This is a genomic window from Variovorax sp. FG153, assembly GCF_057809595.1.
On the sequence record NZ_JBMDKG010000009.1, the window covers coordinates 149,841 to 162,089 of the forward strand.

Here is a 12,249-nt window from a genome sequence, read left to right on the forward strand (position 1 = left end):
TGCCTGTGGTCTCTCTTGCCAGCCGCTGATCGATTGCAATCGATCCCTTCCTCGCTCGGCGTATGTCTAGGGTCGGTGAGCGCCAATGATATCCGCTCCCACCGCAGGGACATGCCGGCCGTAAGGGGGAGTCAGCGTGCTCGATAACCCGGACGCCAGCGCAGCGAGGGCAGCGCGAAGGCCAGTCCGAGCAACGCGCCGGCCAGCGCGTCGAGCGCCACGTGCTGCTTGACCGCCAGCGTCGACCACGCGATGGCCGCGAACCAGAGCCAGTTCAAGAGCCGCGGCCACAGCGGCGTGCGGGCTTCGCGCAACACGTGCTCGAGCCGCACCGCGGTGAAGATCGCCACCGCCACGTGCATCGAGGGGCAGGCATTGCCGGCGGCGTCCACGCCTTGCAGCATCTCGAAGCCCGCATAGCCCGAAACGTCGATGGCCAGAGGAGGTATCTGCGTCGGCCACAGGTAGAACAGGCCCAGCCCCGTGAGGCACAGCCCGCCGACCCAGAAGCCGTAGACCACCAGCTCGCGGAAGTTCGGCTGCAGCCCGGGCGCCACGCCCACGTAGAGCCACAGCGACAGGTAGGCGCCCAGGAAGTGCGGCTGGAACGGGATCAGCGCGTCGAGCGCGGTCAGCGGCATCACCGTGACCGGGAAGGCCGGGTTGCGCAGCAGGTGGAAGTAGCCGATGAAGAACAGCCAGGTGAAGACCGTGGTGCCGACCGCCTTCAGCAGGAACAGGCAGCGCACGCGGCGCCCGATCTCGGCGCCCCAGGTGGGCGTGGCCGGCGCGGCGGGCAGGGGCAGGGGGAGCGGTCGGTTCATGGCGGGGTGGCGGCCGATCTTGCCAGAGCCCCGTGACCGCCCCCGAAAAGCACCTCAGGCGTGGGCGGACGAGGGACCGCGCTTGCGGTGCTGGAACGAGGTCGGCGAGCGCCCGGTGGCGGCCTTGAACATGGCACAGAAGGCGCTGTCGGTGGCGTAGCCGCTGGCGGCCGCCACCTGGCTCACGGCCATGCCGCGTGCCAGCAGCGGCAGCGCATGCGCCATCACCGCCTGCTGGCGCCACTGCTGCCAGCTCATGCCGAGCTGGTCGCGGAACATGCGCGCCACCGTGCGCTCGCTCGCGCCGATGCTGGCGGCGCGCTCGGCCAGGGTGGCGCGGTCGGCCGGGTTGCGCAGCAGCGCCTCGCAGAGCTGGCGCAGCCGCTTGTCGGCGGGCAGCGGCACGTCGATGCGGATCTGCGTGGCGCGCTCGAGTTCGTCGACCAGGAGCGGCGCGATCATGCGTTCGCGCTGCGGCGCATGCGCGTCGGTGGGCGGCAGGCCGTCGGGCGTGGTGTCCAGCGCCAGCATCAGCGCGCGCAGCAGCGGGCTGATCTCGAGCACCTCGCATTTCTCCCACGCCGGGCCCAGCCAGGCATGCAGGTAGATGGTGCGCAGCTCCGCGTCCTCGATCAGCATGATGCTGTGCGGCATGTCGGCCGGCACCCAGACCGCGCGCGAGGGCGGCACGATGTAGCTGCCGTCCTGGGTGTTGAGGCGGATCACGCCGCGGGTGGAGAAGGTCAGCTGCGGCCACGGATGCTGGTGCAGCTCGACGAAGGTGTCGGCGCTCAGGAAGTGCTCCTTGGCGCGCAGCGGCCGCACCGCGTCGGGCGCGTACAGGTGCGGCGTGAGCGAGGCCACGCTGGTGACCGGCGCGGGCACCGGGGCCGCGCGCGGCTTGTCGGGGCGCGGAACGCCGTCCGCGGGAGTGGGGAGCTCGCCTGGCATGGTTTCGACAAATGTTGTCGCGGTATCGCCATTCTGCCGCCGAGCCCGGACATAGCATCGGGGCTTGCCCCGGTTTTTTGTAGCAATCCATGTCTTCCTCCGCCTCGACCCCTCCCAACGCCACCTCCCCGACCACCCTGCGCAGCGACGCCCAACTGATCGGCCTGGTCGGGCTGGCGCATGCGATCAGCCACTTCAGCCAGCTGATCCTGGCGCCGCTGTTTCCGTGGCTCAAGGACGCTTTCGGCGTGAGCTACACCGAGCTGGGCGCGGTGCTGACGGTGTTCTTCGTGGTCTCGTGCATCGTGCAGGCGGCCTCGGGCTTCATCGTCGACAAGCTGGGCCCGCGGCCGGTGCTGTTCGTGGGCCTGGGCGCGCTGGGGCTGGCGGCCTTCGGCTACGCGGCGGCGCAGAGCTACTGGATGCTGCTGCTGTGCGCCGTGGTCGGCGGCATCGGCAACGGCGTGTTCCACCCGGTCGACTACACGCTGTTCAACCGCAAGGTCGCGCCCACGCGCCTGGGCCATGCCTACAGCGTGCACGGCATCACCGGCAGCCTGGGCTGGGCGCTGGCGCCGGCCTTCGTGGTGCCGATCGCCATCGCCACCTCGTGGCGCGTGGCGCTGGCCTCGGCCGGCGCGCTCGCGATCGTGGTGCTGCTGGTGCTGTGGGCCTACCGCCGCGTGCTCGACCTCGACGTGAAGGCGGTGCACAAGGCCACCGGCCAGGGCGAGGCCGCGGTGGGCGGGCAATTCGACTTCCTGCGCATCCCGGCGGTGTGGATGTGCTTCGGTTTCTTCTTCTTCTATGCGGCCGTGATCAGCGTGGTCCAGACCTTCGCGCCGGTCGCGGCCGGCCACCTGCACGCGGTGCCGGTCGGTATCGTGGCGGTGTGCCTCACGGTCTACATGGTGGCGAGCTCGGCCGGCATGGTGGCGGGCGGCTTCCTGGCCTCCGATCCCTCGCGCTGCGAGCGCATCGTCGGCCTGGGCTTCGGCATCGCCGCCGCGCTGGCGCTGGTGCTGGCCTTCGCCGACTTCCCGCCGCTGGTGGTGCCGGTGCTGTTCGGTGCCATGGGCTTCGTCTCGGGCGTGGCCGGTCCCTCGCGCGACCTGCTGGTCAAGCGCTCGACGCCGCCCAATGCCACCGGCCGCGTCTACGGCGTGGTCTACGCCGGCCTCGACATCGGGCAGGCCGTGGCGCCGCTGATCTTCGGCCGCCTCATGGACCATGGCCAGTACGTGGCCGTGATCGTGGGCCTGGCGCTCGTGCAGGGCGTGCTGATCGCGAGCGCCTTCAACGTGACGCGCGTGCGCCGCACGGCACTGGTGCCGGCCTCGGCCTGATCGCTGCAGCGCCGCGCGGCCGCCGATATCATCGGCCGCCATGCAGGCCTTGTATCTCTATGTGATCGTCGGCGCGGTGCTGGCGGGATTCGTGCAGGGCCTGTCCGGCTTTGCGTTCAGCATGGTGTCGATGTCGGTCTGGGCCTGGACCCTCGACCCGCAGCTCGCGGCCATCCTCGCGCTGTTCGGCGGCATGACCGGGCAGCTGATCACCGCCTTCAGCGTGCGCCGCCGCTTCGACCGCCAACTGCTCTGGCCCTTCGTCGCCGGCGGCCTCGCGGGCATTCCCTTCGGCGTCTGGCTGCTGCCGCACCTGGACGTCGAGCTGTTCAAGGTCTGCCTCGGCGCGGTGCTGGTGCTGTGGTGCCCCGCGATGCTGATGTCGCAGCGGCTGCCGCGCGTGCGCTTCGGCGGCCGGGTGGCCGACGGCGTGGCCGGTGCCATCGGCGGCGCGATGGCCGGCATCGGCGGCTTCTCGGGCGTGGTGCCCACGCTGTGGTGCACCCTGCGCGGCTTCGAGCGCGACACCCAGCGCGCGGTGATCCAGAACTTCAACCTCACGATGCTGGTGGTGGCCTTCTCGCTGCACGTGGCGCGCGGCGGCGTCGCCATATCGACCATCCCGCTGCTGGGCCTGGTCGCGGTGGCCGTGTTCGTGCCGGTGCGGCTCGGCGCGCGGCTGTACATCGGCATCAGCGAGGCCACCTTCCGCAAGATCGTGCTGGGCCTGCTGACGGCCTCGGGCGTGGCGATGCTGGCCTCGGCGCTGCCGGTGCTGCTGCGGCGCTGAAGAAGAGAGAGGAAAAGTCGCGGAACCTTCGCGCGAGGCCCGCCTCCAAAACGGCCCGGGGCCTTTCGCGGCCCTTTCGTTTTTTCCGGAGCGTCCCCCCGAAATGCGCCTTTGAGCCTTCCTTGATCGCCGCGATGCATGACCACCGTGCATCGCCTTGCCAACGATTCATCGGAGGGCCGGCATGGCTCATCGCACGCACGCACCGCGCCCGGGTTCAGGGCCGGACGCTTCCTTTTCTCTTTCTTCCACCGCCGGCTTCGAGCTGCGCCACGCCAGCCTCGCGCTGCCGGGCGGGCATCTGTTGTTCGACGATCTCTGCGCGACCTTCCAGCCCGGGCGCATCGGGCTGGTCGGGCGCAATGGCGCCGGCAAGTCGATGCTGCTCGACCTGCTCGCGGGCCGGCGCGAACCCACGGCAGGCGCGATCGTGCGGCCCTCGCGCCGCGTGCACGTGGCGCAGAACGCCGGCGCCGCGCCGGATGCGGACCTGGCCGCGCTCGCGGGCCTCGCGCGTCCCTTCGCCGCGCTCGCGCGCATCGAGGCCGGTCATGCCACGCCCGCCGATTTCGATGACGCCGAAGGCTGCTGGGACCTGCCCGCGCGCTTCGCGGCCGCGCTCGCCGACGCGGGCCTGCCCTGCGCCATCGGCCGGCGCGCCGACAGCCTGAGCGGCGGCGAGCGCACCCGCGTCGCGCTGGCCGGCGCCTTCCTCTCGGGCGCCGATGCGCTGCTGCTCGACGAGCCCAGCAACCATCTCGATGCCGATGCACGGCGCTGGCTGCGCGAGCGGCTCGCGGCCTGGCGCGGCGTGGTGGTGGTCGCGAGCCACGACCGCGAACTGCTCGAGGGCATGGACCGCATCGTCGAGATCGCGCCGGCCGGCGGCCTGCGCGGCTGCACCGGCGGCTGGCAGGCCTACAGCGACTGGCGCGAGCGCGAGGCCGATGCCGCGCAGGCCCGGCTCGCGCACGCGCGCCACGAGCGCGACGCCGCCTTGCGCGAACTGCGCCGGCAGCACGACGCGCAGCAACGCCGTGCCGCGCGCGGCGCGGCCTGGGCGCGCGATGCCAATCTAGGCGGGCTCTACCTGGGCCGCCTCAAGGGCAATGCCGAGGCCCACGCGGGACGCGAGCACGAGCGGCAGCGCGAGAGTCGCGCGGCGCTCGATGCCGCCGTGCGCGAGGCAGCGGCCGGCGTGGCGCCTGCGTCCGCGGTCGCACTCGCGCTGCCGGGCTCGGTGGTTCCCGCCGGGCGCCGCGTCCTGTGGCTCGAGGGCGCGGTGCCCGCACGGCCGGCCGGCGCGAAACCGCTGGACCTGTGCCTGCAGGGTCCCGTGCGCATCGGCCTCGTCGGCCCCAATGGCTGCGGCAAGACCAGCCTGCTGCGCATGCTCGTGGGACAGCAGGCGCCGATCGCCGGGCGTTGCGAAGCACCGCTGCGTCCGGCATGGCTCGATCAGGACGGCGGCGCCGCGATGCCGCTCGATCGGTCGTTGCTGCGGCAGCTCGAGGCGCTGCATTCGCCCCTGCCCGAAGGCGAACTGCGTACCCGGCTCGCGCTGCTGGGGCTCGGTGCGGCCGAAGTGCTGCGGCCGCTCGCGCAACTGAGCGGCGGCGAACGGCTCAAGGCCGCGCTGGCCTGCGCGCTGTGGAGCGGCGAGCCGGCCGAGATGCTGCTGCTCGACGAGCCCACGAACCACCTCGACATCGCCTCGGTGCTCGCGCTCGAGCAGGCGCTCAGGGGCTTTCCGGGCGTGCTCGTCGTGGCCTCGCACGATGCGCGTTTCCTCGACGCGCTTGCGCTGACCCATCGGCTGGCGTCCAGCGACAACGGCTGGACACTGCGCGAATCGGACAGCCCTTAGGCGGCAGGAAGAATCTCGCGCACCCGTTCCCAGGGCCGGCACATCAGCGTGCCGCGCGGCGACACCACGATCGGGCGCTGCAGCAGGATCGGATGCTCGACGATGAAGCCGAGGATCTGGTCGTCGCTCCACTTCGGGTCGTCGAGCTTCAGCGCCGCGTACGGTTCTTCCTTGGTGCGCAGCAGCTCGCGCGCCTTCAGGCCCATCGCGTCGGCGAGCTCGCGCAGCATCTTCTTCGACGGCGGCGTCTTCAGGTATTCGACGATCTCGGGCTCCACGCCGTTTTCGCGGATCAACGACAGCACGTTGCGCGAGGTGCTGCAGTTGGGCTTGTGGTAGATCGTCATCGGGTAATCGGTGGTGGCTTCTTTGCGGGTCATGGCGCGATTATCGGAAGCCGCGGCCCGACGCGCGTCACTCGCCGCGTTCCCAGCCCGGCGTGAACGGAAAGCGCTCGGCCCAAAACGCGGCCAGCCGCGGCTCGGCGTCGACGCGCTTCACCACCTCGGCCATGCGCGGCGCCTCGCGGTAGAAGCGCTCGCGCCATGGGGTCCAGCGCGACATCACGGTCACGTAGAGGTCGAGCATGCCGATGCGCTCGCCGAGCAGGTAGGGCGAGGGCGCGGCGATCTGCGTGTCCATCAGGCGCCAGCAATGGGCCACGCGCTCGGCCGAGCGCTCGAGCATCGCGGGCTGCGCCGCCTTGTCGGGCACCAGCCGCGCGGGATCGTCGCGCACCCAGAACATCGAATAGATCGCGGCCGGCAGGTAGACCATCCAGCGCAGGTACTGCGCGCGCAGCGCATCGCCGGGCGCGGGGCAGAGGCCGGCCTCGGGATGGCGGTCGCCGAGCCAGAGCAGGATCGCCGCGCTCTCGGTCATCAGCTCGCCCGAAGGCAGCACCAGCGCCGGCACCTGGCGCATCGGGTTGAGGCTGGCGATGCGGTCGCGCTCGGCATCGCCTTCCCAGGTCGCGATGTCGACCGTGTCGACCTGGTCGCCGAGGCCGATCAGCGTGAGCGCCGCATGCACGGGCGTCGCGCCCGAGCCGGGCGCGCCGTAGAGCGTGTAGCGACCGGGCGCGGCGGAAGGTGGGGTGGTGGGGGATGACGGGGAAGCCATCCACCCAGACTAGCGCGCCCGCGTTCAGGCCGCCAGCAGCGTTTCGACCTCTTGCAGACCTTTCAGCGTCTTGACGCAGGCCTCGGCCACCTCGGTGCCCTTGACCGCGAAATGGCGGTGGAAGTACTTGCGGTGCTCCACGTGCTCGTGGAAGTGATGCGGCGTGAGCACGGCCGAGAAGATCGGCACATTGGTCTCGAGCTGCAGCGACATCAGCGTGCTGACCACCGTGCTGGCCACGAACTCGTGGCGGTAGATGCCGCCGTCCACCACCAGCGCGCAGGCCACGATGCCGGCGTAGCGGCCCGACAGCGCGAGCCGCTTGGCATGCAGCGGGATCTCGAAGGCACCGGGCACGTCGAAGACGTCGATGCGATCGCGCGGCACGCCCAGGCGCTCCATCTCCTCGAGGAAGGCGTCGCGTGCCTGGTGGACGATGTCGGAATGCCACTGCGCCTCGACGAAGGCGATGCGCTGGCCGCGCGGTGCGTCCGTCGTGGCGATGGCGGAAAGGGGAAGGTCGTTGATCTGACTCATGGTGTGCCTCTTCGAAAGCAGGTTTCCTGAATCAGGGCGCACGAAACCACGGAGCAGACCGCACGCTCCATGGCAGAAGCGCGCGGGCCGGCCCGCATTTCGCGCTCTCTTTCATCCGGACTGTGACCGTCGGCCCCGGGATCGCACCGGGTCTGCTGACCCCGCGGCTCGTTGCAAGCCACGGGCGCTCGCGGGCTCATGCGGCGCCTTCGGTTCGAAGAACGCCGCCATCACCGCCGGTGGGGAATTGCACCCCGCCCTGAGAACGCTTGCCCCGGCTCGCACCGGGGCGAGGGCGATTCTAGGCAGGCGGCGCGCCCGGCCCTGTCGCGCACGGGCCAAGACCCCAGGCTGCCGGGGGTGGCCCGCGGCCGGCTCAGCGCGCCGCGAGGAACTCGGCCATGCGCCCGAGCTCGTCGTCGAGCGCCGCGCGGAAGGCCGCGCCGTGCGGCTTGCGGCCCTCGACGTAGCCGAAGGCGGGCTGGGGCCGTCCCTCGGGCGCGCTCACGTTGGCCCAGCCGATCACGCGGTCGTGCCACAGCAGCGGCAGCGCGTAGTAGCCGAACTGGCGCTGCGGCGCGGGCGTGTAGGCCTCGAACTTGTAGGTCCAGCCCCAGAGCAGCTCGAAGCGGCGGCGGTCCCACACCACGGGGTCGAAGGGCGCGAGCAGGCGCACCGCGTCGTCGGGCGCATGGCGGCGCGAGGCCGGGTTCTCGTCGGCCGGCCAGTACCAGGTGGTGCCGTCGATGCGGATGCTTGCGAGCTCCTCGCGCGCGAGGCGCAGCGCGGCCTGCGTCTGCGCCGACAGGTGCGGCGCGCCGTAGCCGAGCAGCCGCACCAGGTAGGTCAGGCTGCCGGCCGGCAGCGGCGCGTACTTGCGCACGATCAGTTCGATCAGCGCGGCCGCGCGGCGCGCGCGACCGGCCGGGCTCTCGTCGGCCGGCGCATGCTCGACCGCCTCGTAGATGCGCGTGCCGCTGTCGCGCCGCACGACGCGCAGCAGACCGCGGTAGTGCATGCCGTCGAGCAGGTGCGTCGACGCGTTGCCCGAGCCGCCCCAGTAGTTGCGCATGCGGCCGTGCGCGAAGTGCTGCTCGACCTCGCGCGGATGCACGCGCCCGCGCTCGCGCACGAAGGCCAGCACGTCGGCCGCCTTGCGCCGCGTCTCGGCGTCCCAGGGCTTGGCGGCCTCGCGCGGATGCATCAGCGCCAGGTGCTCGCGCGGCAGGAAGCCGTAGTTGACCAGGCAGTCCTCCTCGATCGCGAGCCGCGTGTAGCGCCGCTCGAGATCGCCGGCGCGGTAGTCGTTGACGCGGTGGCGCAGCGTCAGGTCCTGGGCGCGCGCCGGCGCGCGGATCGGATCGGCCTGCACGAAGCCGAGCTTCCTGATCGCGCCGGGGAGCGTGGTGGGCTTGAACAGGGTGCGCGCCACGGCGTAGCGGCGCAGGTCGTCGAGGCTGGGGGCGGGCATGGGCGCATTGCAGCACAGGCCGCCATGGCCTGCTCGCCCCGGGGCCGGGTTCAGACCGCGCTGCGATGCCGCTCGATGCAGGCGTCGAGCGTCTCGGCCCCCGGCCGTTGCCACCAGTCGAGGTTCGAGAAGATCTCGACCTCGCTGAAGCCCGCGAAGCCGGCTTCCTCGACCCAGCCGCGGATCTTCTTCAGCTCGACCACGCCGTCGCCCATCATCCCGCGGTCGGACAGCAGGTCGCGCGTGGGCGTGAGCCAGTCGCAGACGTGGTAGGCCAGGAGGCGCTCGCGGCCCGCGCGCGCGATCTGCTGCTGCAGCTTCGGGTCCCACCACACATGGTAGATGTCGAGCGCCACGCCGAGCATGCCGCTCCTGCCGGCATCGAGCTCGTCGCAGAGGTCGAGCGCATGCTCCAGCGTGTTGATGCAGGCGCGGTCGGCCGCCTGCATGGGGTGCAGGGGCTCGATGGCCAGCGGCATGCCGACCTCGCGCGCGTACTCGAGCGAGGCTGCGATGCCGTCGCGCACCTCGGCGCGCGCCCGCGCGATGTCCTTGTAGGCGGCCTTGCCGTCGAGCGCGCCGGGCAGCGCGCCGACCACCAGCACGAGGCAGGGCGCATCGAGCGTCTTCGCTTCGTCGATGGCGCGGCGGTTGTCGTCGAGCGCGGCCTTCAGGCCCGCGGCATCGGGTGCCGGGAAGAAGCCGCCGCGGCAGTAGCCCGAGAGCCCGATGCCGTGCGCCTTCAACTGCCGCGCGATCTTGTCGATGCCGACGGCCGCGACCTGGTCGCGCCACGGGCTGATGGCGCGGATGCCGCGCTCGGCGCACTGGTCGACGATGCGGTCGAGCGGCACCTCGGCGCCCGACTGCTTGCGCACCGTGGCGGTGTTGATCGAGAGCCAGTCGTGGTTCTGCGAGAAGTCGCGCATGGACGGGTTCACTCCACGCCGTGCAGCGACAGCAGCGTCTTCATGCGCCGCACCGCGAGCTCGGGCTGCTCGAACAGGTGGGCCGCGTCGGCCAGCCGGAACAGCTCGGCGAAGTGCTGCAGCGAACGCGTGCTCTGCTGACCGCCGACCATGGTGAAGTGCTTCTGGTGGCCGTTGAGCCAGGCCATGAACACCACGCCGGTCTTGTAGAAGCGCGTGGGCGCGGCAAAGATGTGGCGCGACAGCGGCACGGTGGGGCCGAGGATCTCGTGGAAGCGCTCGACGCGGCCCGCGGCCAGTTCGCCGAGGGCGGCGCTGGCGGCCGGCGCGATGGCGTCGAAGATGCCCAGCAGCGCATCGCTCTTGCCGTGCGTGGGGTGGCTGCCGTGGCCGTCGCCCGCGATCAGCTCGGCGTAGTTGAAGTCGTCGCCGGTGTACATGCGCACGCCCTGGCCGTCGGGGCCGCCGGTGGCCGGCAGGCGGCGGCGCATCGCGATCTCCTTGTCCTTGTCGAGCAGCGAGATCTTGATGCCGTCGACCTTGTCGGGATGGGCCGCGATCACGCCGAGCGCGGTTTCCATCGCGGCATCGACGTCGGTCGTGCCCCAGTAGCCGGCCAGCGCGGGGTCGAACATCTCGCCGAGCCAGTGCAGCACCACGGGCTGCTTCGCCTGGCTCAGGATGCGGTCGTACACGCGCTCGTAGTCGGCCGGGCCCGTCGCCACGCGCACCAGCGCGCGGCTGCACATCACGATCAGCTTGCCGCCGAGCTTCTCGATCGCGGCCATCTGTTCCTCGTAGCCGCGGATCACGTCGTCCACGCTCTTCACCGCGTCGAGGTCGAGGTGGTCGGTGCCGCAGCCCGAGGCCACGAGCGCGCCGGGGATGTCGCTGGCGGCGTCGATCGAGCGGCGGATCAGCTCGAGCGAGGTCGGCCAGTCCAGGCCCATGCCGCGCTGCGCAGTGTCCATGGCCTCGGCCACGCCCAGCCCGAGCGCGTAGAGGTGGCGCCGGTAGGCGAGGGTGGCGTCCCAGTCCACCGCGCATTGCAGCCAGGGATCGATGGCGGCCAGCGGGTCGGCCACGACGTGCGCGGCCGAGTAGGCGATGCGGTCGAAGCGCACGCCCGCGGGCGGCTTCGGCGGCGTGCTGCCGCGCAGCGCGTAGTCGGCGAGCGCGCCGCCGGCGGTGGGGAGCTTGAGCGAGAGGGCCATGCGGTCGGGTCTCCGGGTCTCAGACCTTCAGCGCGGGCACGTCGACCCAGCGGCGGTCCTGCCACGATTCGAGCGCGGCCTCGACCAGCTGCACGCCCTTGGCGCCTTCGGGCAGGGTCCACTTGTAGGGCGCGTCCTCCACCACGTGGCGGATGAAGTGCTCCCACTGGATCTTGAAGCCGTTGTCGTAGACCTGCGAGTCCGGGATCTCCTGCCACTGGTCGAGGAAGTTCATGGTCTGCTTCTCGTCGGGGTTCCACACCGGGCGTGGCGTGGCGACGCGCGACTGGGCCCGGCAGCTCGACAGGCCGGCCACGGCCGAGCCGTCGGTGCCGTCGACGTGGAAGGTCACGAGGTCGTCGCGGCGCACGCGCGTGACCCAGCTCATGTTGATCTGCGCGATCACCGGCTCGCCGTTGTGGCCGGTGAGTTCGCAGGTGGCGTAGGCGGCGTCGTCGGCCGTGGCCTCGTAGGGCTGGCCGGCCTCGTCCCAGCGCTTCGGGATGTGGGTGGTGCCCAGGCAGCTCACCGACTTCACCTCGCCGAACAGGTTGTCGAGCACGTAGCGCCAGTGGCACATCATGTCGAGGATCATCCCGCCGCCGTCTTCCTTGCGGTAGTTCCAGCTAGGGCGCTGGATCGGCTGCAGGTCGCCCTCGAACACCCAGTAGCCGAACTCCAGGCGCACGCTCAGCATGCGGCCGAAGAAGCCGGCGCGGCGCAGCATGTCGAGCTTGCGCAGGCCGGGCAGGAACAGCTTGTCCTGCACCGCGCCGTGCTTGAGGCCGTGCTTCTCCTTGGCTTCCTCGGCCAGGCGCGCGATCTCCACCGCCTCGTTGAGGTTGGTCGCGATCGGCTTCTCGCAATAGACGTGCTTGCCGGCGCGGATCGCCTTGGCCAGCAGGGTGGGGCGCATCTGCGTGGTGCCGGCGTCGAAGAAGACGGTGTCGTCCTTGTTCTCGAGCGCCTTGTCGAGGTCGGTGCCCCAGCGCTGGATGCCGTGGGCCTTGGCCAGCGCCTCGATCTTCTCGGCGTTGCGGCCGATCAGGATCGGGTCGGGCATCACCTTGTCGCCGTTCGACAGCGTCACGCCGCCCTGGGCGCGAATGGCGCAGATCGAGCGGATCAGGTGCTGGTTCATGCCCATGCGGCCTGTGACGCCGTGCATGATGATTCCTAGACGTTGGGTGGGCATGTT

The 12,249-nt window shown here is 71.3% G+C and carries 12 protein-coding genes and 1 riboswitch; of the genes, 3 read left to right on the top strand and 9 right to left on the bottom strand.

What is annotated here, in order from left to right; translation table 11 throughout:
* Positions 1-131: 131 nt before the first annotated feature.
* Together ACODT0_RS13365 and ACODT0_RS13370 are read right to left on the bottom strand one after the other, a co-directional pair.
* Positions 132-824 (bottom strand): phosphatase PAP2 family protein, encoded by a 693-nt coding sequence (locus ACODT0_RS13365; protein ID WP_296727848.1) that lies wholly within the window; start codon positions 822-824, stop codon positions 132-134.
* Positions 825-878: 54 nt separating this feature from the next.
* Positions 879-1,775: an AraC family transcriptional regulator gene (locus ACODT0_RS13370; RefSeq protein WP_489041481.1), complete on the bottom strand. Its 897-nt coding sequence runs from the start codon at positions 1,773-1,775 to the stop codon at positions 879-881.
* Positions 1,776-1,864: 89 nt separating this feature from the next.
* Here ACODT0_RS13370 and ACODT0_RS13375 point away from each other — a divergent pair, with 89 nt between their 5' ends.
* The 3 genes from ACODT0_RS13375 (at position 1,865) to ACODT0_RS13385 (ending at position 5,778) form a co-directional block, all read left to right on the top strand.
* On the top strand, positions 1,865-3,121 hold the full coding sequence (locus ACODT0_RS13375; protein WP_261215800.1) for an MFS transporter: 1,257 nt from the start codon (positions 1,865-1,867) through the stop codon (positions 3,119-3,121).
* A 40-nt stretch (positions 3,122-3,161) separates the two neighbouring features.
* On the top strand, positions 3,162-3,911 hold the full coding sequence (locus tag ACODT0_RS13380) for a sulfite exporter TauE/SafE family protein (protein WP_057596137.1): 750 nt from the start codon (positions 3,162-3,164) through the stop codon (positions 3,909-3,911).
* Between the two features lie 184 nt (positions 3,912-4,095).
* Positions 4,096-5,778, top strand: coding sequence for an ATP-binding cassette domain-containing protein (locus tag ACODT0_RS13385; protein ID WP_489041482.1), 1,683 nt, complete (start codon positions 4,096-4,098; stop codon positions 5,776-5,778).
* Here the strand turns inward: ACODT0_RS13385 and arsC are convergent.
* The 7 genes from arsC to ACODT0_RS13420 form a co-directional block, all read right to left on the bottom strand.
* The gene (gene arsC / locus ACODT0_RS13390) at positions 5,775-6,158 is read right to left on the bottom strand and encodes an arsenate reductase (glutaredoxin) (RefSeq protein WP_489041483.1); all 384 of its coding nucleotides are present in this window, start codon (positions 6,156-6,158) and stop codon (positions 5,775-5,777) included. The genes ACODT0_RS13385 and arsC overlap by 4 nt on opposite strands.
* A 34-nt stretch (positions 6,159-6,192) precedes the next feature.
* A complete protein-coding gene (locus ACODT0_RS13395; protein ID WP_422097425.1) occupies positions 6,193-6,900 on the bottom strand; it encodes a glutathione S-transferase family protein in 708 nt (235 codons plus the stop codon).
* Between the two features lie 24 nt (positions 6,901-6,924).
* A complete protein-coding gene (locus ACODT0_RS13400) occupies positions 6,925-7,437 on the bottom strand; it encodes a 6,7-dimethyl-8-ribityllumazine synthase (protein WP_489041484.1) in 513 nt (170 codons plus the stop codon).
* Positions 7,438-7,536: 99 nt separating this feature from the next.
* Positions 7,537-7,708, bottom strand: a riboswitch (FMN riboswitch).
* 105 nt (positions 7,709-7,813) lie between these two features.
* On the bottom strand, positions 7,814-8,908 hold the full coding sequence (locus ACODT0_RS13405; protein WP_489041485.1) for a DNA glycosylase AlkZ-like family protein: 1,095 nt from the start codon (positions 8,906-8,908) through the stop codon (positions 7,814-7,816).
* 50 nt (positions 8,909-8,958) lie between these two features.
* Positions 8,959-9,837 carry a sugar phosphate isomerase/epimerase family protein gene (locus tag ACODT0_RS13410; protein ID WP_489041486.1) on the bottom strand — a complete coding sequence of 293 codons (879 nt, stop codon included), beginning with the start codon at positions 9,835-9,837 and terminating at the stop codon, positions 8,959-8,961.
* An 8-nt stretch (positions 9,838-9,845) separates the two neighbouring features.
* Positions 9,846-11,051, bottom strand: a complete 1,206-nt coding sequence (locus tag ACODT0_RS13415; RefSeq protein WP_489041487.1) for a dihydrodipicolinate synthase family protein — start codon at positions 11,049-11,051, stop codon at positions 9,846-9,848.
* Positions 11,052-11,070: 19 nt separating this feature from the next.
* Positions 11,071-12,246, bottom strand: a complete 1,176-nt coding sequence (locus ACODT0_RS13420) for a Gfo/Idh/MocA family protein (protein ID WP_209540883.1) — start codon at positions 12,244-12,246, stop codon at positions 11,071-11,073.
* Positions 12,247-12,249: the final 3 nt, after the last annotated feature.

Excerpts from the sequence above, each read along its gene's own strand:
- ACODT0_RS13405 (WP_489041485.1), bottom strand. The coding sequence starts at position 8,908 with ATGCCCGCCCCCAGCCTCGACGACCTGCGCCGCTACGCCGTGGCGCGC.
- ACODT0_RS13375 (WP_261215800.1), top strand. The coding sequence starts at position 1,865 with ATGTCTTCCTCCGCCTCGACCCCTCCCAACGCCACCTCCCCGACCACC.
- ACODT0_RS13365 (WP_296727848.1), bottom strand. The coding sequence starts at position 824 with ATGAACCGACCGCTCCCCCTGCCCCTGCCCGCCGCGCCGGCCACGCCC.
- ACODT0_RS13410 (WP_489041486.1), bottom strand. The coding sequence starts at position 9,837 with ATGCGCGACTTCTCGCAGAACCACGACTGGCTCTCGATCAACACCGCC.
- ACODT0_RS13385 (WP_489041482.1), top strand. The coding sequence starts at position 4,096 with ATGGCTCATCGCACGCACGCACCGCGCCCGGGTTCAGGGCCGGACGCT.
- ACODT0_RS13400 (WP_489041484.1), bottom strand. The coding sequence starts at position 7,437 with ATGAGTCAGATCAACGACCTTCCCCTTTCCGCCATCGCCACGACGGAC.
- ACODT0_RS13395 (WP_422097425.1), bottom strand. The coding sequence starts at position 6,900 with ATGGCTTCCCCGTCATCCCCCACCACCCCACCTTCCGCCGCGCCCGGT.
- ACODT0_RS13380 (WP_057596137.1), top strand. The coding sequence starts at position 3,162 with ATGCAGGCCTTGTATCTCTATGTGATCGTCGGCGCGGTGCTGGCGGGA.
- arsC (WP_489041483.1), bottom strand. The coding sequence starts at position 6,158 with ATGACCCGCAAAGAAGCCACCACCGATTACCCGATGACGATCTACCAC.
- ACODT0_RS13370 (WP_489041481.1), bottom strand. The coding sequence starts at position 1,775 with ATGCCAGGCGAGCTCCCCACTCCCGCGGACGGCGTTCCGCGCCCCGAC.
- ACODT0_RS13415 (WP_489041487.1), bottom strand. The coding sequence starts at position 11,051 with ATGGCCCTCTCGCTCAAGCTCCCCACCGCCGGCGGCGCGCTCGCCGAC.
- ACODT0_RS13420 (WP_209540883.1), bottom strand. The coding sequence starts at position 12,246 with ATGCCCACCCAACGTCTAGGAATCATCATGCACGGCGTCACAGGCCGC.